Source organism: Streptomyces sp. NEAU-sy36 (assembly GCF_013423905.1).
Classification (GTDB): domain Bacteria; phylum Actinomycetota; class Actinomycetes; order Streptomycetales; family Streptomycetaceae; genus Streptomyces; species Streptomyces misionensis.
The window spans coordinates 1,740,412-1,763,474 of the sequence record NZ_CP058977.1 but is presented as its reverse complement, the minus strand read 5'-3'; the positions used below and the strand labels follow the sequence as shown (position 1 = coordinate 1,763,474).

At 73.1% G+C, this 23,063-nt stretch carries 15 protein-coding genes; 5 read left to right on the top strand and 10 right to left on the bottom strand.

Features of this window, described 5'->3' with window-relative positions:
* Positions 1-84 precede the first annotated feature (84 nt).
* From pyk to HZZ00_RS07965, 3 genes are all read right to left on the bottom strand, one after another.
* Positions 85-1,524: a pyruvate kinase gene (gene pyk / locus HZZ00_RS07975; RefSeq protein WP_180331544.1), complete on the bottom strand. Its 1,440-nt coding sequence runs from the start codon at positions 1,522-1,524 to the stop codon at positions 85-87.
* A 154-nt stretch (positions 1,525-1,678) separates the two neighbouring features.
* Positions 1,679-3,115 carry a lysine N(6)-hydroxylase/L-ornithine N(5)-oxygenase family protein gene (locus HZZ00_RS07970; protein WP_180331543.1) on the bottom strand — a complete coding sequence of 479 codons (1,437 nt, stop codon included), beginning with the start codon at positions 3,113-3,115 and terminating at the stop codon, positions 1,679-1,681.
* A complete protein-coding gene (locus tag HZZ00_RS07965) occupies positions 3,112-4,470 on the bottom strand; it encodes a pyridoxal-dependent decarboxylase (RefSeq protein WP_180331542.1) in 1,359 nt (452 codons plus the stop codon). The genes HZZ00_RS07970 and HZZ00_RS07965 overlap by 4 nt, the downstream gene beginning before the upstream one ends.
* A 181-nt stretch (positions 4,471-4,651) precedes the next feature.
* On the opposite strand from HZZ00_RS07965, the gene HZZ00_RS07960 reads away from it, so the two are divergent.
* A complete protein-coding gene (locus HZZ00_RS07960; protein WP_180331541.1) occupies positions 4,652-5,233 on the top strand; it encodes a GNAT family N-acetyltransferase in 582 nt (193 codons plus the stop codon).
* On the opposite strand, the gene HZZ00_RS07955 is transcribed toward HZZ00_RS07960, so the two are convergent.
* The 4 genes from HZZ00_RS07955 to HZZ00_RS07940 form a co-directional block, all read right to left on the bottom strand.
* A complete protein-coding gene (locus tag HZZ00_RS07955) occupies positions 5,190-6,014 on the bottom strand; it encodes an NAD(P)H-binding protein (RefSeq protein ID WP_180331540.1) in 825 nt (274 codons plus the stop codon). The genes HZZ00_RS07960 and HZZ00_RS07955 overlap by 44 nt on opposite strands.
* A 107-nt stretch (positions 6,015-6,121) precedes the next feature.
* Positions 6,122-8,614: an aminopeptidase N gene (pepN, locus tag HZZ00_RS07950; RefSeq protein ID WP_180331539.1), complete on the bottom strand. Its 2,493-nt coding sequence runs from the start codon at positions 8,612-8,614 to the stop codon at positions 6,122-6,124.
* Between the two features lie 96 nt (positions 8,615-8,710).
* Positions 8,711-9,043: a chorismate mutase gene (locus HZZ00_RS07945; RefSeq protein ID WP_070028528.1), complete on the bottom strand. Its 333-nt coding sequence runs from the start codon at positions 9,041-9,043 to the stop codon at positions 8,711-8,713.
* Positions 9,044-9,167: 124 nt separating this feature from the next.
* Complete coding sequence (locus HZZ00_RS07940; protein ID WP_180331538.1) at positions 9,168-10,049, bottom strand: AraC family transcriptional regulator; 882 nt, start codon at positions 10,047-10,049, stop codon at positions 9,168-9,170.
* A gap of 97 nt (positions 10,050-10,146) precedes the next feature.
* On the opposite strand from HZZ00_RS07940, the gene HZZ00_RS07935 reads away from it, so the two are divergent.
* The 3 genes from HZZ00_RS07935 to HZZ00_RS07925 all read left to right on the top strand — a co-directional run bounded on the left by HZZ00_RS07935 (position 10,147) and on the right by HZZ00_RS07925 (position 13,891).
* The gene (locus HZZ00_RS07935) at positions 10,147-11,910 is read left to right on the top strand and encodes a beta-galactosidase family protein (protein WP_180331537.1); all 1,764 of its coding nucleotides are present in this window, start codon (positions 10,147-10,149) and stop codon (positions 11,908-11,910) included.
* Between the two features lie 71 nt (positions 11,911-11,981).
* Complete coding sequence (locus HZZ00_RS07930) at positions 11,982-12,863, top strand: hypothetical protein (protein WP_180331536.1); 882 nt, start codon at positions 11,982-11,984, stop codon at positions 12,861-12,863.
* Positions 12,864-13,024: 161 nt separating this feature from the next.
* Entirely contained in the window at positions 13,025-13,891 is an 867-nt protein-coding gene (locus HZZ00_RS07925) for a rhomboid family intramembrane serine protease (protein ID WP_180331535.1), read from the top strand.
* A gap of 115 nt (positions 13,892-14,006) precedes the next feature.
* On the opposite strand, the gene HZZ00_RS07920 is transcribed toward HZZ00_RS07925, so the two are convergent.
* The 3 genes from HZZ00_RS07920 to HZZ00_RS07910 form a co-directional block, all read right to left on the bottom strand.
* Entirely contained in the window at positions 14,007-15,470 is a 1,464-nt protein-coding gene (locus tag HZZ00_RS07920) for a glutamate synthase subunit beta (protein ID WP_180331534.1), read from the bottom strand.
* Complete coding sequence (gltB, locus tag HZZ00_RS07915; protein ID WP_180333422.1) at positions 15,463-19,974, bottom strand: glutamate synthase large subunit; 4,512 nt, start codon at positions 19,972-19,974, stop codon at positions 15,463-15,465. Before gltB ends, HZZ00_RS07920 begins: the two co-directional genes overlap by 8 nt.
* A 527-nt stretch (positions 19,975-20,501) precedes the next feature.
* Positions 20,502-21,233 (bottom strand): VIT1/CCC1 transporter family protein, encoded by a 732-nt coding sequence (locus tag HZZ00_RS07910; RefSeq protein ID WP_070028535.1) that lies wholly within the window; start codon positions 21,231-21,233, stop codon positions 20,502-20,504.
* 273 nt (positions 21,234-21,506) lie between these two features.
* Between HZZ00_RS07910 and HZZ00_RS39175 the strand changes: the two genes are divergently transcribed.
* Positions 21,507-23,048, top strand: a complete 1,542-nt coding sequence (locus HZZ00_RS39175) for an ADP-ribosylglycohydrolase family protein (RefSeq protein WP_180331533.1) — start codon at positions 21,507-21,509, stop codon at positions 23,046-23,048.
* The last annotated feature ends 15 nt before the right edge of the window (positions 23,049-23,063 follow it).

Below are 23,063 nucleotides of genomic sequence, written 5' to 3'. Positions count from 1 at the left end.
TGTGTTCCAAGGTCACCGGTTCGGTGATCACCGATTTCTGCGGGCCCCTTCGGGAAGGGGCCCTTTTCGCGTTCCGGGCCCGGTTCATTCCCCCGGGCTGTCGTCCTCGCCGATGTGGTGGACCCGGACCATGTTGGTGGAGCCGGAGACCCCGGGCGGGGAGCCGGCCGTGATCACCACGACGTCGCCCTTCGCGCAACGGCCGTACTTCAGCAGCAGTTCGTCCACCTGGTCGACCATGGCGTCGGTGGAGTCGACGTGCGGGCCGAGGAAGGTCTCGGCGCCCCAGGTGAGGCTGAGCTGGGAGCGGGTGGCCGGGTCGGGGGTGAAGGCCAGCAGCGGGATCGGGGGCCGGTAACGGGACAGCCGGCGGGCGGTGTCCCCGGACTGGGTGAAGGCCACCAGGAACTTGGCGCCGAGGAAGTCGCCCATCTCGGCGGCGGCCCGGGCGACCGCGCCGCCCTGGGTGCGGGGCTTGTTCCGCTCGGTCAGCGGCGGCAGCCCCTTGGCGAGCATGTCCTCCTCCGCCGCCGTGACGATCTTCGCCATGGTGCGGACGGTCTCGACCGGGTACTTGCCGACGCTGGTCTCGCCGGACAGCATCACCGCGTCGGTGCCGTCGAGGACCGCGTTGGCCACGTCGGAGGCCTCGGCGCGGGTCGGGCGGGAGTTGTCCACCATGGAGTCGAGCATCTGGGTGGCGACGATGACCGGCTTGGCGTTGCGCCGGGCGAGCTTGATGGCGCGCTTCTGGACGATCGGCACCTGCTCCAGCGGCATCTCCACGCCGAGGTCGCCGCGCGCGACCATCAGCCCGTCGAACGCGGCCACGATGTCGTCCAGGTTCGCCACCGCCTGCGGCTTCTCGATCTTAGCGATCACCGGGAGGCGGCGGCCCTCCTCGGCCATGATGCGCCGCACCACACGGGCGTCGTCACCACTGCGCACGAAGGAGAGGGCGACGATGTCGAAGCCGGTGTGCAGCGCCCAGCGCAGGTCCTCCTCGTCCTTCTCGGAGAGGGCCGGCACGGAGACGGCGACGCCGGGCAGGTTCAGGCCCTTGTGGTCGGAGACCATGCCGCCCTCCACGACCCGGGTGCGCACCCGGGGGCCGTCGACGGAGGTGACCTCCAGACAGACCCGGCCGTCGTCCACCAGGACGCGCTCACCGGGGGCGACGTCGCCGGCGAGGCCGGCGTAGGTGGTGCCGCACCCGTGGCGGTCGCCGGCCACGCCGTCCTCGACGGTGATGGTGAAGGTGTCACCGCGTTCAAGCAGTACCGGGCCCTCGTCGAAACGGCCGAGGCGGATCTTCGGGCCTTGAAGGTCGGCGAGGATTCCGACGCTGCGGCCGGTTTCGTCGGCAGCCTTGCGCACGCGCTGGTAACGCTCCTCGTGTTCGGCGCGAGTGCCGTGGCTGAGGTTGAAGCGGGCGACGTCCATTCCGGCCTCGACCAGTGCCTTGATCTGGGCGTACGAGTCGGTGGCGGGCCCCAATGTACAAACGATCTTTGCTCGGCGCATGGTTCGAGCCTATGACTTACCCGCCGGTAGAGATTCCGGGCCGCATGACCACTCAACAACCTTTACGTGAAACCTTATTGACAAGTGTTGAATTGTGCGGACGGCCGCTCCTATGAGCAATTTCCGGGTGGCTCGAAACCGGCGGGCCGATGCCTTATCCCTCCTCGGCCAGCGGGGTGAGTTGGGGCGCATGCCGGGCTTGCGGGACGGCGGAATGCGATTCACGCAGGCCGAAGGTGGTGAAAGCCGTCCGGGACGGCAGCGGATAGGGGTCCTTTCCGGTCAGTGAGTTGAGAATGGTGGCGCCCCGCCAGGCGGCCAGGCCGAGGTCGGGGGCGCCGACGCCATGGGTGTGCAGTTCGGCGTTCTGGACGTAGACGGAGCCCGTCACCGCGGGGTCCAGGTCGAGGCGGAAGTCCGCGTCGACGCGCGGGCGGTCGCCGCCGTCGCGGCGGAGATACGGGTCGAGGGCGGCCAGCAGACGGTCGAGGGGGCGCTGGCGGTAGCCGGTGGCGAGGACGACGGCGTCGGTGGCGAGCCGGGAGCGGCTGCCCTCCTGGAGATGCTCCAGATGGAGTTCGACCTTGTTGTTGGCGATCCGGCCCGCGGTGCGCACCCGCACCCCGGGGGTGAGCACGGCGTCGGGCCAGCCGCCGCTCAGGGTGCGCCGGTACAGCTCGTCGTGGATGGCGGCGAGGGTGCCGGCGTCGACGGCCTTGTGCAGCTGCCACTGGTCGGTGACGAGCCGGTCGCGCACCGGTTCGGCGAGGGCGTGGAAGTAGCGCGTGTAGTCGGGGGTGAAGTGTTCCAGGCCGAGCTTGGAGTACTCCATCGGCGCGAACGCGGCGCTGCGGCCGATCCAGTGCAGCCGCTCCTCGCCGACCGGGCGGTGGCGCAGCAGGTCGAGGAAGATCTCGGCGCCGGACTGCCCGGAGCCGACGACGGTGATGTGGCCCGCGGCGAGCACGGCGTCGCGGTGGTCGAGGTAGTCGGCGGCGTGCACGACGGGCAGGCCGGCGGCGTCGACCATGGGCTTGAGGGGCGCGGGCACATGGGGGACGGTGCCGACGCCGAGGACGATGTTGCGGGTGTAGGCGCGGCCGAGGGCGTCGGCCTCGCCGTCGGCGTCCAGCTGGGTGAAGTCGACCTCGAACAGGCCCCGTCCGGCGTTCCAGCGCACCGAGTCCACCTGGTGGCCGAAGCGCAGTCCGGGCAGGCTTTCGGCGACCCAGCGGCAGTAGGCGTCGTACTCGGCGCGCTGGATGTGGAAGCGCTCCGAGAAGTAGAAGGGGAACAGCCGCTCACGGGTTCTGAGGTAGTTGAGGAAGCTCCAGCGGCTGGTGGGGTCGGCGAGGGTGACCAGGTCGGCGAGGAAGGGCACCTGGATGGTGGAGCCCTCGATGAGCAGGCCGGGGTGCCAGCTGAAGCCGGGCCGCTGTTCGTAGAAGACGGCGTCGAGTTCGGGCAGGGGCTGGGCGAGGGCGGCGAGGGAGAGGTTGCAGGGGCCGATGCCGATGCCGACCAGGTCGCGGGGGGCGTCGGGGTCGCGGCGCGGGGCGAGGGCGGTCCGGGGAGCGGTGGTGGGGATCATCCGGGGGTGCTTCCTTCGACGAGTTTCAACAGGTGGGCCAGGTCGTCCGGGCGGGTGTGGGGGTTGAGGAGGGTGGCCTTGAGCCAGAGGCGGCCGTCGAGCCGGGCGCGGCCGAGGACGGCCCGGCCCTCGTGCAGCAGGTTCCGGCGGGCGGCGGCCACGGTGGCGTCGTCGGCGTCGGCGGGGCGGAACAGGACCGTGCTGACGACGGGGGTGTCGTACAGCTCGAAGCCGGGGTGGGCGCGTACCAGCGCGGCGAACTCGTGTGCCCGGTCGCAGACCTGGTCGACCAGGGCGCCGAGTCCGCGGCGGCCGAGGGTCCTGAGGGTGACGGCGGCCTTGAGGATGTCGGGGCGGCGGGTGGTGCGCAGGGAGCGGCCGAGCAGGTCGGGGAAGCCGGCCTCGGTGTCGTCGTCGGCGTTCAGGTAGTCGGCGTGGTGGTGGAGCACGGCCAGCTCGCCCGGGTCGGCGACGGCGAGCAGGCCGGCGGCGACCGGCTGCCAGCCGAGTTTGTGCAGGTCGAGGGTGACGGTGTGGGCGGCGTCGAGCCCGGCGAGCCGGGCCCGGTGCCGGTCGCTGAAGAGCAGAGCGCCCCCGTAGGCGGCGTCGATGTGCAGCCGGGCACCGTGGGCGGCGCACAGGGCGGCGATCTCGGGCAGCGGGTCGATCAGGCCGGCGTCGGTGGTGCCGGCGGTGGCCGCGACCAGCAGGGGGCCGGAGAGGTCGGTGAGGGCGGCGTCGAGGGCGGCCGGGTCGAGGGTGCCGCCGGGCGCCGGGAGGACGACCGGGTCGGGCAGGCCGAGCAGCCAGGCGCCGCGGGCCAGCGAGTGGTGGGCGGACGCGGCGCAGACGGGGCGGACGCTGCCGCCGTACGCCTCGCGGGCGAGCAGCAGGGCGAGTTGGTTGGACTCGGTGCCGCCGGTGGTGACCAGCGCGTCGGCCAGGCCGGCCGCCCGCGCGAGGGTCCCGGCGACGACGGCTTCCAGGGTGGCGGCGCCGGGGGCCTGGTCCCAGGAGTCGAGGGAGGGGTTGAGGGCGCTGACGGCGAGGTCGGCGGCGGTGGCCACGGCGAGCGGCGGGCAGTGCAGATGGCCGGCGCACAGCGGGTCGGCGGGGTCGGCGGCCCCCTCGGCGAGGGCCGCCACCAGCAGGCGCAGGCCGTCCGGGTCGCCCTCCTCGGGCAGTACCTCGCCGAGCGCGTCGGCGACCCGGCGGGCGACGGCCCGGGGCCCGCCCGCGGGCAGCGGGCCGCCGCGGGCCCGCCGGCCCTGCGCGAGCGCCTCCAACACGGTGTCGAGGAGCGGCCGGAGGGCGTCGGGGCCGTGGGGACCCGAGGCGAGGGGCTCGATCGGCATGGGCTGGCCTCCGCTCGCGGGGCCGCCGGGCGGCGCGCCGCGTGGACTCCGGGTGGTACGGGAAGAGGGGCGTGTGTCCCGAATGCTCAACGAGCGGAACCCGGAAGTGGGTACTGCCGTACGGGGAAAACCTGTCGGAACGGGGATGCGGACCGGGACGCGCGTCGCTACCGTCGGCCGGATGGTGGACACGTGGATGATCGACGTGCCCGGCGAGCGGGTGCTGGTGCGCGAGCTGGGCCCCGCGGACGAGGCGCCGCTGCTGCGGTTGTTCGAGGAGTGCGAGGACTGGTTCACGGCGGCCACGGGCCTGCCGTCGGCGCCGGGTGACGTGCAGAGCCTGTTCTACGCCCTGCCCGAGGGCGCGCACCCGGACGACAAGGTGCTGCTGGTCCTGGAGCGGGACGGGGTGGTCGCGGGCGTGGTGGACGCGGTGCGCGGCCATCCGCGGCCGGGCGCCGTCGCCGTCGGTCTGTTCCTGCTGGCCCCCTGGGCGCGCGGGCGGGGCCTCGGCCGCGCCCTGGCCGAGGCCCTGCTGTCCCGGGCCGGGGACGCCACAGAGGTGACGGCGACGGTCCCGCCCGGCTGGCGGCCCGGCGAACGCTTCCTCGAACGGCTCGGGTTCGCCCTCGACCCGGAGCCCCGCCCGGCCGGCGCGAACCGCCGGACCGGACCACGGGAGGGCGGCGTACGGCGGGCGGTGCTGCGGCGGGACGCCGCTACGCGCCGAAGTCCTTCGCGTGGTCCTGGGCCCACCGGCTGAAGGGGCGGGCCGGGGTGCCGGTGATCCGCTCGACGGCGGAGGTGATCTCCGGGGGCACGCCCACGGACTCCCGGAAGGTCGCGAGCAGCCGCCCGAGCATCTGCGGGGGCACGTGCGGGAACAGCTCGGGGCCCGCCTGCTCCGGGTCGACCTCCACGAAGGTCAGGTCCCGGCCCACGGCGGCGCCGATCGCCTCGACCTGGTCCGCGTTGGTCGTCGCCGCCGGGCCGGTGATGCGGTGCACGGCGTCCTCGTGGCCGTCGTCCAGCAGGACGCGCTCGGCGACGGCCGCGATGTCGTCCTCGTGGATCGGCGCCGACCGCGCGCCCGCGTAGACGCCCCGCACGGTGTCGCCGGCGCGGATCTGCGGCGCCCACTGGAGGGCGTTGGTGGCGAACGCGTTGGGCCGCAGGAAGGTCCACGCCAGCCCGCTCTCGCGGATCTGCCGCTCGGCGGTGGCGTGCAGCACGTGGATCGGGTGGGTCTCGTCGGCGCCGTCCGCGATGATGCCGCTGGACAGCAGGACGGCGTGCCGGACGCCGTGCGCGCGGGCCGCCGCCAGCAGCTGCGGGGTGACGGCCTGGGCGTAGAGGAAGAGCTTCGTCACCCCGTCGAACAGCGCGGCGGGCTCCTCCGTGCGGAACCGCACCACCTCGGCCCCCTCGGGCAGGGCGGCCCGCTCCGGGTCGCGGGTGAGCGCCCGTACCGGCTCCCCCGCGGCGAGGAGCCGGTCCACCAGGGCACGGCCGACGTTTCCGGTCGCGCCGGTCACTGCGATCACGATGTCGCCTCCAGGGCTCGGTCGATCGTTGTGGTCCACCGAGCCTAGGGAGGGGGAAGGGGCGCCGCATCGTCACCGAGGACGAGCCGCGCCCTACGCCCCGCGGCCTACTGCCGCTTCCCGCCCTCGCGCACCCGCAGGGCGCGGGCCAGGTCGTCCAGCTGGTCGGCGATGCCCCGGCGCAGGGCCGGGGTGAGGTCGGCGCCCTCCAGGCAGGCCTCGCCCAGCCGCAGATGCCCGGCGTCGACGAAGTGGGCCGGGAAGCAGTAGCGGCCGGCGGCGGCCGCGATGGCGGGGCCGCGGCGGGCGGCGAGCGGGACCGCGTCCTCGTAGAAGCGCGGCACGTACTCCCGCACCAGCTCGGCCTGTTCGGGCTGCCAGAAGCCCTGCGCGGTGGCCGTGAACAGGTAGTTGGACAGCTCGTCGCCGGTGAACATCGCGGCCCAGGCGGCGCGCTTGGCCTCCGCGTCGGGCAGCGCGGCACGGCAGCGGGCGGCGCCCTCCTGACCGGTGGCGCTGGGGTCGTGGGCCAGTTCGGCGGCGATGGCGGCCTCGTCGGTGGCGCCGAGCACGGCGAGCCGGGCGAGGATGCGCCAGCGCAGCTCGGGGTCGAGTTCCGGGCCGCCGGGCACCGTGCCGTCGGCGAGCCAGGCGGCGATGGTGTCCGGGTGCGCGGCCACGCTGATCAGGTGGCGCACGGCGATCAGCCGCAGGCCGGGGTGGTCGCCGTCCTCGGTGCGCCGCAGCAGGTCGCGGCAGAGGGCGGTGAGGGTGGCCAGGGCGGCCGGGCGCTCCTCGGCCGGCAGGTACCGGTCGGCGATCTGGCCGGTGGCGAAGGCGAGCACGCCCTGCACGACGGCCAGGTCGGTCTCGCGCGGCAGGTGGGCGCGGGCGGTCTCCAGGTAGGCGGTGGGCGCCAGTTCGCCGTCGCGCACCGCGTCCCGCAGGGCGTTCCACACGATCGCGCGGGTGAGCGGGTCGGGCAGCCCGGACAGGCTGGTGCGCAGTGTCTCGGCGGACCCGGCGTCGAAGCGGACCTTGGCGTAGGTGAGGTCCTCGTCGTTGAGCAGGAGCAGCGCGGGGCGCTTGCCGATGGGCCGCGGGGCGTCCTGCGGGACGTCGAGGCCGACGCGCTCGCGCAGCACCAGCCGGCCCTCGTCGGCGACGTCGTGGTCGTACAGCCCGGCGACGAGGTGGTGCGGGCGGCCGCCCTTGCGCTCGACACTCAGCGTGCAGGCGCCGTCGGCGGTCTCGACCACGGGCGTGAGGGTGTCGACGCCGGTGGTGCGCAGCCAGCTGTCGGCCCAGGCGCGCACGTCGCGTTCGGTGGCGGAGGCCAGGGAGTCGATGAAGTCGGCGAGGGTGGCGTTGCCGAACTTGTGCCGGGCGAAGTGGGTGTTGATGCCGGCGAGGAAGTCCTTCTCGCCGAGCCAGGCGGCCAGCTGGCGCAGCGCGGAGGCGCCCTTGGCGTAGGAGATGCCGTCGAAGTTGAGCAGGGCGGAGGCGGTGTCGTCCACGTTCTCGGGGGCGACCGGGTGGGTGGTGGGGCGCTGGTCGGCCTCGTAGCCCCAGGCCTTGCGGGTGACGCCGAACTCGGTCCAGGGGTCGGTGAAGCGGGTGGCCTCGGCCGTGGTCTGGTAGCCCATGTACTCGGCGAAGGACTCGTTCAGCCAGATGTCGTCCCACCACTTGAGGGTGACCAGGTCGCCGAACCACATGTGGGCCATCTCGTGCGCGATGACCATGGCGCGGGTCTGGCGCTCGGTGTCAGTCACGGCGGAACGGTAGACGAACTCGTCGCGGAAGGTGACCAGGCCCGGGTTCTCCATGGCGCCCGCGTTGAACTCGGGGACGAACGCCTGGTCGTAGGAGTCGAAGGGGTACGGCTCCTCGAACTTCTCGTGGTAGCGGTCGTAGCAGGCGCGGGTGACCTCGAAGATCTCCTCGGCGTCGGCGTCCAGGTAAGGCGCGAGGGAGCGGCGGCAGTGGATGCCGAAGGGCAGCCCGCGGTGCTCGGTGCGCACCGAGTGCCAGGGGCCGGCCGCGACGGCGACCAGGTAGGTGGAGATCGGCGGGGTGGGCGCGGCCTCCCAGACGCCGTCGGCGCGCTGCTCTGTGACACCGTTGGCGAGCACGCTCCAGCCCTCGGGCGCCTTGACCCGCACCTCGAAGACGGCCTTCAGGTCGGGCTGGTCGAAGGCGGCGAAGATGCGCTGGACGTCGTCCATGAACAACTGCGTGTAGAGGTACGTCTCGCCGTCGCTCGGGTCGGTGAAGCGGTGCATGCCCTCACCGGTGCGCGAGTAGCGCATGACCGCGTCGAGGCGCAGTTCGTGCTCGCCCTCGGTGAGGTTCTCCAGCGGCAGCCGGTCCTCGTGCAGCGACCCCGGGTCCAGGGGCTGTCCGTCGAGCGTGACGGAGCGCAGCTCGGCGGGCTTCACCTCGACGAACGTGTCCCCGGCGGACCGTGCGGTGAACCGGATCACCGTGCGGGAGCCGAAGGTCTCGTCCCCGGTGGTGAGGTCCAGTTCGACCGTGTAGCGGTGGACGTCGAGGAACTGTGCTCGGAGCTGCGCTTCGTCGCGCGTGAGTACGGACATGCACGCCATGCTGCCTGATGGGACCGACAGCGCACAGAGGGGGAGCGTTACACGGCTATTGCCCGGACCGCCGTTTTGCTCACCGTTGCACCGGTTTCAGTTGCCGTTGGTGTCCTCGGCGATGCGCTCGTGGTGCCTGATCACCTCGGCGATGATGAAATTGAGGAACTTCTCGGCGAACGCGGGGTCGAGCTTCGCGCTCTCGGCGAGCCTGCGCAGCCGTTCGATCTGCCGGGCCTCGCGGGCCGGGTCGGCGGGCGGCAGCTGGTGCACCGCCTTGAGCCGGCCGACCTGCTGCGTGGCCTTGAAGCGCTCCGCGAGCATGTGGACGACGGCCGCGTCGATGTTGTCGATGCTGTCGCGCAGCCGCTCCAGTTCCTGACGGACCTCGGGGTCCACGGCACCGGTACCCGTGTTGCTGGTGGTCATGGGCGCCCACTGTATGTGGTCGGCGGGGCGGTTTCACCTGGTGTCCGAGGAGTGGATCGCGCAGCGGGCCACCGGGCGGGGGCGGGCGCGTCACGGCTGGTCACCGGGGGTCGGGCGGCGCCGGTCACGCGGGGCCGACCATGGGCGGATCGTCGGGGTCGGGGACCCGGTCGCTCCAGCCGCCGGGGACGCTGCGCCCCTGCTGGGCACGGAAGCGGACCGGGGCGAGACCGACACGGCGGGTGAACAGCCGGGAGAAGTACGCGGGATCGTCGTAACCGACCCGGCGGGCGACGGCGGCGACGGGCAGTTCGGTGGCGGCGAGCAGTTCCTTGGCGCGGCCGAGCCGGATGCCGAGCAGATAGTCCTTGGGAGTGCAGCCGGCCGCCCGGCGGACCGCGCCGCGCAGTTCGGCGGTGGTCATGCCGTGCCGGGCGGCGTGGTCGGCGACGCTGAGCGGGCTGCAGGCGTCCCGGGCGAGGGCTTCGAGGACGTGGTCGCCGTCGGGGGCGAGGTCGGCGCGGGCGCGGCGCAGCGCGACGAGGAGTTCGTGCACGGCGGCGCCGGTCTCCACCTCCAGCAGCGGGTTGCCGCGGCGGGCGGCGCGGGCGATGCGGGCGACGACCGCGCGCGGCCCTGCGGCGTCGGACAGCGGCACCACGGGCCGCCCGGACTCGATGTAGCCGAGTTCGGTGTAGGTGGCGGTGGCGGGCCCGGCGAAGTCCACGAAGCCCTCGTCCCAGCCGGTGTCCGGGTCGGGGGCGTAGTGGTGGGGCACCCCGGGGGTGAGCCAGAGCAGCGCGGGCGCGGTGACCGTCGTACGGCGGCCGTCGGCGCCCCGGTACCAGCCGGCGCCGGAGCCGATCACGACAGCCACGTGGTGGTCGAGGGTGCGCGGGCCGACCGTGGGCAGCGCGCCGTGCTGGAGCCCCACCCCGAGGCAGACCAGGCCGAGGCGGTGGTGCGCCGGGCCGGGGCTGAAGAACCGCATCCAGGTCTGGTACACCGCTGCTCCTCCCGGCGTCGGCGGCGGCCGGTTTTGTCCAAGCGGTGCCGATCTTCGTCCATGGCGCGGGGCACCGGAAGGGGTGAGGCTGTGCGGCATGAGCGAGTTCACGGTGGGCGAGACCGACTTCCTGCTGGACGGGCGGCCGGTGCGGCTACTGTCCGGCGCGCTGCACTACTTCCGGGTGCACGAGGAGCAGTGGCGGCACCGCCTGGCGATGCTGCGGGCGATGGGCCTGAACTGCGTGGAGACGTACGTCCCGTGGAATCTGCACGAGCCGGCTCCGGGGAGGTACCGGGACGTGGCGACGGTCGGCCGGTTCCTGGACGCGGTGCGCGAGGCGGGCCTGTGGGCGATCGTGCGGCCGGGTCCCTACATCTGCGCCGAGTGGGAGAACGGCGGGCTGCCGGCGTGGCTGACGGCCGGGCTGGGCACGCGCGTGCGCACCCGGGACGAGCGGTACCTCGCCCCGGTCCGCGACTGGTTCCGCCGGCTGCTGCCCGAGATCGTCTCCCGGCAGGCCGACCGCGGCGGCCCGGTGATCCTGGTGCAGGTCGAGAACGAGTACGGCAGCTACGGCTCGGACGCCGGCTACCTCGCCGAACTGGCTGGGCTGCTGCGCGCCGAGGGCGTCACCGCCGCGCTGGTCACCTCGGACGGCCCCGAGGACCACATGCTGACCGGCGGTTCGCTGCCCGGGGTGCTCGCCACGGCGAACTTCGGCTCCCACGCGCGCGAGGCGTTCGCCGCGCTGCGCCGGCACCGCCCCCAAGGGCCGCTGATGTGCATGGAGTTCTGGTGCGGCTGGTTCGACCACTGGTCCGGCGGGAGTGCCGTGCGCGACCCGGACGAGGCCGCGCGGGCGCTGCGCGAGATCCTGGAGTGCGGCGCCTCGGTGAACCTCTACATGGCGCACGGCGGCACCAGTTTCGGCGGCTGGGCGGGCGCCAACCGCGACGGCGAACTGCACGAGGGCGCGCTGCTGCCGGATGTGACGTCGTACGACTACGACGCCCCCGTGGACGAGTACGGCCGCCCCACCGAGAAGTTCTGGCGCTTCCGCGAGGTGCTGGCCGGGCACCGGGCGGGCCCGCTGCCCGAACTCCCGCCGCCCCCCGCCGCCCTGGACCGCCCGGCCGATGTCCTCCTCACCGGCTGGGCTCCCCTCGACGCCGTCCTGGAGGCGCTGGGCGGTGCCGAGACGTGCTCCCCCCGGCCGCCCTCCTTCGAGGAACTGGGCGTCACCCGGGGCCTGGTGCGCTACCAGGTGGACGTGCCCGGGCCGCGCCGGCCGTATCCGCTGCGGGTGCGGGGGCTGCGCGACCTGGCCGTGGTGTACGTCGACGGCGAGCGGGCCGGGGTGCTCACCGGGGAGGAGCCGCGGCTGAAGGACCCCGTCGCGGGTCCGGCGCGGGTGGAGCTGTGGGTGGAGTCCCTGGGCCGGGTGAACTACGGACCGCTGGTCGGCGAGGCCAAGGGGATCACCGGGGGCGTGCTGCACGAGCGGCAGTACCTGCACGGGGTGCGCGCGCGGGGACTGGACCTGGACGCGTTCGAGGACGGTGTGTCGGCGGTGCCGTTCGGCGCGCCGCCCCCGGCGGTCGGCGGCCCCGGCCTGTACCGGGGCACGGCCACGGTGTCCGGTACGGCCGGGGACGCGCGCCTGGAACTGCCCGGCCTGACGCGCGGCTTCGCCTGGGTCAACGGCTTCTGCCTGGGACGTTACTGGTCGGTGGGCCCGCAGCGGTCGCTGTACGTGCCCGGACCGGTGCTGCGCGAAGGGGCCAACGAGGTGTGGGTGCTGGAGCTGGAGGGCGCGCGGGACGGGGACGCGGGGGCGGTGCGGCTGCTGCCGGTGTGAGCGGGGGCGCCGGGCCCACGGGCGCATACCCTGGGAAGGGGCCCACAGGGGGCCATTCTGGGGGTGCCGACGTGGCGAACGGCGGGCCGGTGGAGCACGGGTTCCCGCACCTGGAGACGGTGCGGGCCGCGATCAACGCGCTGTACCGGCGGCTGTCGCCGACCACCGTGCAGACGTTCTCGGCCAGCGTGGTCCCCGCCGACGTGGCGTTCTGCGACACCGACGACCTCCATCTGGGGGCGCAGCGGGTGGCCCACGAGATCGTGCGGCACTTCCGGCTGCCGGACGCGCGGCTGATCGTCTGCTTCCGGGAGATGACCCATGCGGCGAACATCGAACTGACGGCGGGCCCCGAGTACTTCGTGGAGCTCAACGACCGTTTCCGCACCCACCGGGAGGACATCGGGGCCGCGCTCGCCCACGAGGTGGCGCACGTCTATCTGCACCGGCTCGACCTCGCCTTCCCGACGACGGCGGAGAACGAGATCCTCACGGACACGGTGACGACGTACCTGGGCGCGGGGTGGCTGCTGCTGGACGCCTACCGGGAGGACGGGGTCTCCTCGCAGAAGCTGGGCTATCTCACCCCGGAGGAGTTCGGCTACGTGCTGGCCAAGCGGTCCCTGCTCTTCCGGGAAGACCCCTCGGTGTGGTTCACCAGCGCGCAGGCCTACACCGCGTACACCAAGGGCCTGGCCCGTGCGCGCCGGGACGAGCAGCAGCCGCCGCTGACGGGAGCGGGCTGGGCGGGCCGCCGCCGGTACGCCCACGACCGGCGCCACGCCGTGCCGTCACCGCCGGACAGCCCCTACTCCTTCGCCCCCGGCCCGTCCGGCGACCTGCGCGTCTCCTTCCCCTGCCCGACCTGCCACCAGCGGATCAGGCTGCCGGTGCGGGGGCGGGTCCGGGCCCGGTGCGGGTTGTGCCGCACCGTGCTGGAGTGCGACACCTGATCCCGCCGGGCGCCGGCGGCGCGGGCCGGCAGCCGGGACCACGGACCACCACGGACGACGACTGTTTCGCGCCGGTCACACCGGTTCGCTATTTTGATCGCTGCCGCCCCACCGGCCCGTTGTCGTCCCCCTTTTCCCTCCCTTATCCGAGGAGCCGGCCCGTGGCCGCCGAGTCCGCTGTGACCACCTGTTTCCGTCATCCGCAGGTGGAGTCGTACGTCCGCTGCACCCGCTGCGACCGTCACATCTGCCCGTCGTGCATGCGGGAGGCCGCCGTCGGCCACCAGTGCGTGGAGTGCGTGAAGGAGGGCGCCCGTTCGGTCCGGCAGGCGCGGACCGTGTTCGGGGCCCCGGTCGGCACGGTCCCGCTGGTGACGTACGTGCTGATCGGGCTGAACGTGGTCGCCTACCTGGTGGAGCTGGCCCGGCCGGAGTTCGAGTACCGCTTCGCCATGCTGGGCGCCTCGCCCGCCGGCTATGTCCCCGAGGGAGTGGCGCACGGCGAGTGGTACCGGCTGCTGACCGGCGCGTTCCTGCATCTGACGCCCGGCGAGGGCACGTTCGGGATCACCCACATCCTGCTCAACATGGTGGCGCTGTGGAACGTCGGCCGGGTCGTGGAGACCCAGCTGGGCCGCATCCGCTACACCGCCCTGTATCTGCTGTCCGCGCTCGGCGGTTCGGTGCTGGAGCTGCTGCTCGACCCCGGGTCGTACTCGGTCGGCGCGTCCGGCGCGATCTTCGGGCTCGGCGCCGCCTACTGGGTCATGGGCCGCCGCCTCGGCCAGGACATGCGGGCGGTCAACCGCTCCATGGCGGGCCTGCTGCTGTGGCTGGTGATCTCCGCGGGGCTGACCTCCTGGCAGGGCCACCTCGGCGGACTGCTGGCGGGCGGCGTCGTGACGGCGGCCTTCGCCTACGCGCCCCGCGACGAGCGGCGCACCCTGGTCCAGGCGGGGGTGTGCGTGGCCCTGACGGCGCTGCTGCTGGTCCTCGCCTGGCTGAAGGCGACCTCGCTGACCGGCTGAGCGGGCCCGCGCCGGGGCAAGGCAACGGCGCCTGCCCGGTCGTCCGGTCGGGGACAGTGGGCAGGCGCCGTCAGGTGTTCCGCACGCCTTTGTGCGGAAACGTCTCGTGGTGCCGTCAGACCGCGAGGGCGCGGTCCGTCGGGCGGATCGGGGCCGGCAGGTCGCTGGCCCCGGTCAGGTAGCGGTCGACTCCGCGGGCGGCCGAGCGGCCCTCCGCGATCGCCCAGACGATCAGGGACTGCCCGCGGCCGGCGTCACCGGCGACGAACACCCCCGGAACGTTGGTCTGGAAGTCGGCGTCGCGGGCGATGTTACCCCGCTCGTCCAGCTCCAGGCCGAACTGCTCCACCAGACCGTTCTCGCGGTCGGTGCCCGTGAAGCCCATGGCCAGTGTGACCAGCTGGGCCGGGATACGGCGCTCGGTGCCCGGCTTCTGGGTCAGCTTGCCGTCCACGAACTCGACCTCGGCCAGGTGCAGCCACTGCACGTTGCCGTCCTCGTCGCCCTCGAAGCGGGTGGTGGAGGCGGAGTAGATCCGCTCGCCGCCCTCCTCGTGGGCCGAGGTGACCTTGTAGAGGATCGGGAAGGTCGGCCAGGGCTGGCCGGTGGGGTGCCGCTCCTCGTTCGGCCGGGGCATGATCTCCAGCTGGGTGACCGAGGCGGCGCCCTGCCGGTGGGCGGTGCCCACGCAGTCCGCGCCGGTGTCGCCACCGCCGATGACCACCACGTGCTTGCCCTCGGCCGACACGGGCGACACCACGTAGTCGCCCTCCTGGACCTTGTTGGCCAGCGGCAGGTACTCCATGGCCTGGTAGATGCCCTTGAGTTCCCGGCCGGGGACCGGGAGGTCGCGGGCGGTGGTGGCGCCGGCGGCGATCACGATCGCGTCGTAGCGCTTCTTCAGGTCGCGCGCGCTCAGGTCCCGGCCGATCTCGACGCCGGTGCGGAAGCGGGTGCCCTCCGCGCGCATCTGCTCGATGCGGCGGTTGATGTGCCGCTTCTCCATCTTGAACTCGGGGATGCCGTACCGCAGCAGACCGCCGATGCGGTCCGCGCGCTCGTAGACGGCGACCGTGTGGCCGGCCCGGGTCAGCTGCTGGGCCGCGGCCAGACCGGAGGGGCCCGAGCCGATCACCGCGACGGTCTTGCCGGACAGGCGCTCGGGGATGCGCGGGGTGACGTACCCGCTGTCCCACGCCTTGTCGATGATCGAGACCTCGACGTTCTTGATGGTGACCGGCTGCTGGTTGATGCCCAGCACACACGCCGACTCGCAGGGCGCCGGGCACAGCCGCCCGGTGAACTCCGGGAAGTTGTTGGTGGCGTGCAGCCGCTCGTAGGCGGCGGCCCAGTCGTCGCGGTAGGCGTAGTCGTTCCACTCGGGGATCAGGTTCCCGAGCGGGCAGCCGTTGTGGCAGAACGGGATGCCGCAGTCCATGCACCGGCTGGCCTGCTTGCCGACGATCGGCAGCAGGGAGCCGGGGACGTAGACCTCGTTCCAGTCCTTGACGCGCTCGGCGACGGGACGGGTCCTGGCGACCTCGCGGCCGTGGTTGAGGAAGCCCTTCGGATCAGCCATTGGTCGCCGCCTCCATCATCTTCTCGGTGATCTCGGTCTCGGAGAGACCGGCTCGCTCGGCGGCGTCCTTGGCGGCGAGCACTGCCTGGTACGTGCTGGGGATGATCTTGCTGAACCGGGCCGCGGCCGCGTCCCAGTCGGCGAGCAGCTTCTCGGCGACGGTCGAGCCGGTCTCCTCGGCGTGGCGGCGCACCACGTCGTGCAGCCACCGCTTGTCCGTCTCGTCCAGTTCCCGGACGGCGTCCGCGTTGCCCGCGTTGACGTTGGCCGGGTCCAGGTCGATGACGTAGGCGATACCGCCGGACATGCCCGCCGCGAAGTTGCGGCCGGTCGGGCCGAGGACGACGGCGTGGCCGCCGGTCATGTACTCGCAGCCGTGGTCGCCCACGCCCTCGGAGACGACCAGCGCGCCCGAGTTGCGCACGCAGAACCGCTCACCGGTCCGGCCGCGCAGGAACAGCTCGCCCTTGGTGGCGCCGTAGCCGATGGTGTTGCCCGCGATCGTCGAGTACTCGGCGAGGTGGTCGGCCGCGCGGTCGGGGCGGACGATGATCCGGCCGCCGGAGAGGCCCTTGCCGACGTAGTCGTTGGCGTCGCCCTCCAGGCGCAGCGTGATGCCGCGCGGCAGGAACGCGCCGAAGGACTGGCCGGCGGAGCCGGTGAAGGTGATGTCGATGGTGTCGTCGGGCAGGCCCGCACCGCCGAACTTCTTGGTCACCTCGTGGCCGAGCATGGTGCCGACCGTGCGGTTGATGTTGCGGATGGCGACCTGGGCGCGCACCGGCTGGGCCTCGGTGGCCTCGTTCGCGGCCAGGGCGTCGGCGGCGAGCTTGATCAGCTCGTTGTCCAGGGCCTTCTGGAGGCCGTGGTCCTGGGCGATCTGCTGGTGGCGGACGGCGCCCTCGGGCAGGTCGGGCACGTGGAACAGCGGCTCCAGGTCCAGGCCCTGCGCCTTCCAGTGGTCGACGGCGCGCCGCACGTCCAGCACCTCGGCGTGGCCGACGGCCTCCTCGATGGAGCGGAAGCCCAGCTCGGCCAGGAGTTCGCGGACCTCCTCGGCGATGAACCGGAAGAAGTTCACGATGTGCTCGGCCTTGCCGGCGAAGCGCTCGCGCAGCACCGGGTTCTGGGTGGCGATGCCGACCGGACAGGTGTCCAGGTGGCAGACGCGCATCATGACGCAGCCGGAGACGACGAGCGGCGCGGTCGCGAAACCGAACTCCTCGGCGCCGAGCAGCGCGGCGATGACCACGTCACGGCCGGTCTTGAGCTGGCCGTCGGTCTGTACGACGATCCGGTCGCGCAGGCCGTTGAGCAGCAGCGTCTGCTGGGTCTCGGCGAGGCCCAGCTCCCAGGGGCCGCCCGCGTGCTTGAGGGAGGTCAGCGGGGAGGCACCGGTGCCGCCGTCGTGACCGGAGATCAGCACGACGTCCGCGTGCGCCTTGGAGACGCCCGCCGCGACGGTGCCGACGCCGACCTCGGAGACCAGCTTGACGTGGATCCGCGCCTGGGGGTTGGCGTTCTTCAGGTCGTGGATCAGCTGGGCGAGGTCCTCGATGGAGTAGATGTCGTGGTGCGGCGGCGGGGAGATCAGGCCCACGCCCGGCGTCGAGTGCCGGGTCCTGGCGACCCACGGGTAGACCTTGTGGCCGGGCAGCTGGCCGCCCTCGCCGGGCTTGGCGCCCTGGGCCATCTTGATCTGGATGTCGTCCGCGTTGACCAGGTACTCGGAGGTCACGCCGAAGCGGCCGGAGGCGACCTGCTTGATCGCCGAGCGGCGCGCGGGGTCGTACAGCCGCTCCGGGTCCTCGCCGCCCTCACCGGTGTTGGACTTGCCGCCCAGCTGGTTCATGGCGATGGCGAGGGTCTCGTGCGCCTCCTTGGAGATGGAGCCGTACGACATGGCGCCGGTGGAGAAGCGCTTGACGATCTCGCTGACCGGCTCGACCTCCTCGACCGGGATCGGCGCCCGGTCCGAGGTGAAGCCGAACAGGCCGCGCAGCGTCATCAGGCGCTCGGACTGCTCGTTCACCCGGGCGGTGTACTTCTTGAAGATGTCGAACCGGCCGGTGCGGGTGGAGTGCTGGAGGCGGAAGACCGTCTCCGGGTCGAACAGGTGCGGCTCGCCCTCGCGGCGCCACTGGTACTCGCCGCCGATCTCCAGGGTGCGGTGCGCGGGCGCGATGCCGGAGGCCGGGTAGGCCTTGGCGTGGCGGGCGGCGACCTCGGCGGCGATGACGTCGATGCCGACGCCGCCGATCTTGGTGGTGGTGCCGTTGAAGTACTTCTCCACGAAGGACTCGTCCAGGCCGACGGCCTCGAACACCTGGGCGCCCCGGTAGGAGGCGACGGTGGAGATGCCCATCTTGGACATGACCTTCAGCACGCCCTTGCCGAGGGCGTAGATGAGGTTCTTGATGGCCTTCTCGGTGTCGATGCCGTCGAGGAAGGTGCCCGCGCGCAGCAGGTCCTCCACCGACTCCATCGCGAGGTAGGGGTTGACGGCGGCGGCGCCGTAGCCGATCAGCAGGGCGACGTGGTGGACCTCGCGGACGTCACCGGCCTCGACCAGCAGGCCCACGTGGGTGCGCTGCTTGGTGCGGATCAGGTGGTGGTGGACGGCGGCGGTGAGCAGCAGCGAGGGGATCGGCGCGTGTTCGGCGTCGGAGTGCCGGTCGGACAGGACGATCAGCCGGGCGCCGTTCTCGATGGCCGCGTCGGCCTCGGCGCAGATCTCCTCGATGCGGGCGGCCAGCGCCTCGCCGCCGCCGCTCACCCGGTACAGGCCGGAGAGGGTGGCGGCCTTGAAGCCGGGCATGTCGCCGTCGGCGTTGATGTGGATGAGCTTGGCCAGCTCGTCGTTGTCGATCACCGGGAAGGGCAGCATGACGGACCGGCAGGAGGCGGCGGTCGGCTCCAGCAGGTTGCCCTGCGGGCCGAGGGCGCTGCGCAGCGAGGTGACCAGCTCCTCGCGGATGGCGTCCAGCGGCGGGTTGGTGACCTGGGCGAACAGCTGGGTGAAGTAGTCGAACAGCAGGCGCGGGCGCTCGGACAGGGCCGCGATGGGCGAGTCGGTGCCCATGGAGCCGATCGGCTCGGCGCCGGTGCGGGCCATCGGGGCGAGGATGACGCGCAGCTCCTCCTCGGTGTACCCGAAGGTCTGCTGGCGGCGGGTGACCGAGGCGTGGGTGTGCACGATGTGCTCGCGCTCGGGCAGGTCGCCCAGCTCGATCTCGCCGGCCTCCAGCCACTCGGCGTAGGGCTGTGCGCCGGCGAGGGACGACTTGATCTCGTCGTCCTCGATGATGCGGTGCTCGGCGGTGTCCACGAGGAACATCCGGCCGGGCTGGAGGCGGCCCTTGCGGACGACCCGGGCCGGGTCGATGTCGAGGACGCCGACTTCGGAGCCGAGCACCACGAGGCCGTCGTCGGTGACCCAGTAGCGACCGGGGCGCAGACCGTTGCGGTCGAGCACGGCGCCGACCTGGGTGCCGTCGGTGAAGGTGACGCAGGCGGGGCCGTCCCAGGGCTCCATCATCGTGGCGTGGTAGCCGTAGAAGGCGCGCCGGGCCTGGTCCATCGAGGCGTGGTTCTCCCAGGCCTCCGGGATCATCATCAGCACGGAGTGCGGCAGCGAACGGCCGCCGAGGTGCAGCAGTTCCAGGACCTCGTCGAAGGAGGCGGAGTCGGAGGCGCCGGGGGTGCACACCGGGAAGATGCGCTCCAGCTTCTCCGCGGGGCCGAACAGGTCGGAGGCGAGCCGGGACTCGCGGGCGCGCATCCAGTTGCGGTTGCCCTGGACGGTGTTGATCTCGCCGTTGTGGGCGATGAACCGGTACGGGTGCGCGAGCGGCCACGAGGGGAAGGTGTTGGTGGAGAACCGGGAGTGCACCAGCGCGATCGCGGAGGCGAAGCGGCGGTCGGACAGGTCCGGGAAGAAGGGCTCCAGCTGGCCGGTGGTCAGCATGCCCTTGTAGACGATGGTGCGCGCGGACAGGGACGGGAAGTAGACGCCCGCCTCGCGCTCGGCGCGCTTGCGCAGCACGAACGCCTTGCGGTCCAGCGCGATGCCCGCGCTCTCCCCGTCGGCCACGAAGATCTGCCGGAAGACCGGCATGGTGGAGCGGGCCGTCGCGCCCAGCAGCTCGGGGGCGACCGGGACCTCGCGCCAGCCGAGGACGGTCAGGCCCTCCTCGCCGGCGATCGTCTCGATGGCCGAGACGATCTCCTCGGTGCCGTCCTCGGGCAGGAAGGCGATGCCGACGGCGTAGGAGCCGGCGGCGGGCAGTTCGAATCCGGCCACCTCGCGGAGGAAGGCGTCCGGCACCTGCGAGAGCAGGCCCGCGCCGTCGCCCGAGTCCGGCTCGGAGCCGGTGGCGCCGCGGTGCTCCAGATTGCGGAGCACGGTGAGCGCCTGCTCGACCAGGGTGTGGGAGGCCTCGCCGGTGAGGGTGGCGACGAAACCGACGCCGCAGGCGTCGTGTTCGTTGCGGGGGTCGTACATACCCTGCGCAGCAGGGCGAGCATCCATGAACGACCAGTTCTGGCCGTTCTCGGAATGCTGGGACGGCTGGCGCGGCGTACGCATCGGCTCTCCCGTCGTCGTCATGTGGCATGTGGCGTGTGCCGAGGGACGACGTTGGCCCTCTGCGGGGGTGGCGAAATTTCGTGCAGGTTACATGATGGACCGGATCTCGGAAAGCGGAAGCTCCGTTCCAAAATGCGGACACCACGGGGTGGGTGGCGGGGGTGCCAGAGTGCCGCGCGGGGACGGCGGAGGCAACCGCACGAAGCGGCCGGGTGCCGCTCATGGCGGCGAACGCGTGCGGGGGCCGCTGGGTCACCGCCGGACCATCGGTCCTGCCGGTGCCCGTCGGCCCGAAGAAGCGGGGGGATCGTCGTCGGCCCACCCCGCGGGGTGCGGCAGGCGTCATTGCCCACAGCGCTTACGGCTCATGCCCCGTGGTCACACATCCGAAACCAGCGGGTAACGGCTACTTATGCGGCCCATCGCATAGGTAGCGGATGCGGTCATCCTACGGCCGTTCCGAACAGCACGCCCAGGGCGTACGTCACACCGGCGGCCGCGCCGCCCAGCGCGAGTTGCCGCAGTCCGCTGAACCACCAGCTGCGCGCGGTCACCTTCGCCACGACGGCGCCGCAGCCGAAGAGCCCGATCAGCGCGAGCACCAGGGCGGGCCACAGCGCGGTGGCGCCGAGCAGGTACGGCAGCACCGGCAGCAGCGCGCCCAGGGCGAAGGAGCCGAACGAGGAGACGGCCGCGACCAGCGGCGACGGCAGGTCGCCGGGGTCGATGCCCAGCTCCTCGCGGGCGTGTATCTCCAGGGCCTGCTCGGGGTCCTTGGACAGCTGCCGGGCCACCTCACGGGCCAGCTCGGGGGCCACGCCCCGGGCGACGTAGAGCGCCGCCAGCTCGTCCTCCTCGTCCTGCGGGTGCCGGCGCAGCTCACGGCGCTCGACGTCCAGCTCCGCCTGGACCAGCTCGCGCTGGGAGGCGACGGAGGTGTACTCGCCGGCCGCCATGGAGAAGGCGCCCGCGGCGAGTCCGGCGAGTCCGGTGATGACGATGGTCTGGTGGCTGACGGAGCCGCCGGCCACGCCGGTCATCAGGGCGAGGTTGGAGACCAGGCCGTCCATCGCGCCGAAGACGGCGGGGCGCAGCCAGCCGCCGTTCACATCGCGGTGCGTGTGGTTGTCGCGGTGCGCTTCGTGCAGCGCGGCCTCGGTTTCGATGATGGCCATCAGGTTCCCCGAATTAAGCTTAGCCAAAGCTAACTTTGGACGAGTTCTACTTTTCGACTACAGGCAATCTACGTCGTTCCGGCCCGCGCCGCCAGCAAGGGAAGGCTGGGCTAACCTGCGGCTTTACGCTTTTTGCGCTCATCCGCGCCCCTTTCCGCTCAGGTGGCCGAGCGGGTGACAGGCCCTCGTCCGAGGCACGCGCACCGGTCCGTGGTGGGACACATCCGCAAAGGGTCCGCGGGCCCAGGTGGGCCCCGCCGAAGGAGACCGCCCATGGCATCGACCGCCTGCACTCCCCCACCCCCGCACCCCTCGCCCGAAGCGGCCCCCGGGCTTCGCGACCGGGCCCGGGGCGCCCTGCTCGGCCTGGCCGTCGGCGACGCGCTCGGCGCCCCCGCGGAGAACCTGAAGCCCTCCGAGATCCGCGCCCGCTGGGGCCGCATCACGGATTTCGTGACCGACCGGCCGCAGGGCACGGACGACACCGAGTACGCCCTCTTCTCCGGCCTGCTGCTGGCCCGGCACGGCTCGGCGCTCACCCCGGCGCACGTGGAGGCGGCCTGGCACGAGTGGATCGCCGACCGGGCCGAGGGCACCTTCCGCGGCGCGGGCTTCAGCGAGCGGGGCACGCTGGAGAACCTGCGCCGGGGCCTGGCCGCGCCGGTCTCCGCCCAGCACCGGCACGCCTGGAGCGACGGCCTGGCGATGCGGGCGGCCCCCTTCGGGGTGTTCGCGGCCGGGCGCCCCGGGGAGGCGGCCCGCCTGGTCGCGATCGACGGCGCGGTCAGCCACGAGGGCGAGGGCATCCACGGCGGACAGGCGGTCGCGGCCGGGGTGGCCGCGGCCATGGCGGGCGCCCCGGTCCCGGTGGTGATCGCCGCCGCGCTCGCGGTGATCCCGGACGACTCCTGGACCGCCCGTTCGCTGCGCCGCGCGGTGGCCGTCGCCCACCGCGGCGAGCGCGCCGTCCGTTCCGCCGTCGTCATCGGCGGCTATCCCTGGACCGACCTCGCCCCCGAGGCCGTCGCCCTCGCCTTCGGCGCCTACGCCACGGCCGACGGCGACTTCCGCGAGGCGGTCCTCACGGCCGTCAACATGGGCCGCGACGCCGACACCACGGCGGCGGTGGCGGGCGCCCTGGCCGGCGCGACCCGGGGCGCGGCCGCGATCCCGCCGCACTGGGCCGAGGCGATCGGCCCGGTGCGGGGGCGGTGCCTGCCGTCGATGGCGGGACGGCGGGTGGAGGAGGTGGCGGACCTGCTGGTACCGCCACCCACGGAACCACCCGCGCCGCCCCGGCCCACCCAGCCGCTCGTGTCACCTCTTGCCCCGGCCCTCCAACCCACCGAGCCGCCCGCGTCACCTCTCCCCGCAGCCCTCCAGCCCGCCGAGCCACCCACACCGTCGCTCCCCGCGGCCCTGCAACCCACCGAGCCCCCCGTGTCGCCTCTTGCCGCGGTCCTCCAGCCCGCCGACCCGCCCGCGTCACCTCTCCCCGCAGCCCTCCAGCCCGCCGAGCCACCCACACCGTCGCTCCCCGCGGCCCTCCAACCCACCGAACCACCCGCGTCTCCTCCCCCCGCAGCCCTTCAGCCCCCCGCGCCACCCGCACCCTCGTTCCCCCCGGCCCAGCCCGCCGAGCCACCCGCGCCCTCCCTGCCCCCCGCCCCCGCGCCCGCCGAGCTGCCCCCGTCCCCGGCCACGGCCCCGGCGCCCTCGCTCCGGTCCGCGGAGCCGGGTGGCAGGCGGGCGAAGGTCCGGTGGTCCAGGGTGCTCAGCCCCCTCGGCGGCGCGGACCGCGAGGGCCGGTCGTGAGGCCGCGACGGGTCG

Excerpts from the sequence above, each read along its gene's own strand:
- HZZ00_RS07970 (WP_180331543.1), bottom strand. The coding sequence starts at position 3,115 with ATGATCCCCACCACCGCTCCCCGGACCGCCCTCGCCCCGCGCCGCGAC.
- HZZ00_RS07965 (WP_180331542.1), bottom strand. The coding sequence starts at position 4,470 with ATGCCGATCGAGCCCCTCGCCTCGGGTCCCCACGGCCCCGACGCCCTC.
- HZZ00_RS07960 (WP_180331541.1), top strand. The coding sequence starts at position 4,652 with ATGGTGGACACGTGGATGATCGACGTGCCCGGCGAGCGGGTGCTGGTG.
- HZZ00_RS07910 (WP_070028535.1), bottom strand. The coding sequence starts at position 21,233 with ATGGCCATCATCGAAACCGAGGCCGCGCTGCACGAAGCGCACCGCGAC.
- HZZ00_RS07945 (WP_070028528.1), bottom strand. The coding sequence starts at position 9,043 with ATGACCACCAGCAACACGGGTACCGGTGCCGTGGACCCCGAGGTCCGT.
- HZZ00_RS07935 (WP_180331537.1), top strand. The coding sequence starts at position 10,147 with ATGAGCGAGTTCACGGTGGGCGAGACCGACTTCCTGCTGGACGGGCGG.
- HZZ00_RS07920 (WP_180331534.1), bottom strand. The coding sequence starts at position 15,470 with ATGGCTGATCCGAAGGGCTTCCTCAACCACGGCCGCGAGGTCGCCAGG.
- pyk (WP_180331544.1), bottom strand. The coding sequence starts at position 1,524 with ATGCGCCGAGCAAAGATCGTTTGTACATTGGGGCCCGCCACCGACTCG.
- pepN (WP_180331539.1), bottom strand. The coding sequence starts at position 8,614 with ATGTCCGTACTCACGCGCGACGAAGCGCAGCTCCGAGCACAGTTCCTC.
- HZZ00_RS39175 (WP_180331533.1), top strand. The coding sequence starts at position 21,507 with ATGGCATCGACCGCCTGCACTCCCCCACCCCCGCACCCCTCGCCCGAA.
- gltB (WP_180333422.1), bottom strand. The coding sequence starts at position 19,974 with ATGTACGACCCCCGCAACGAACACGACGCCTGCGGCGTCGGTTTCGTC.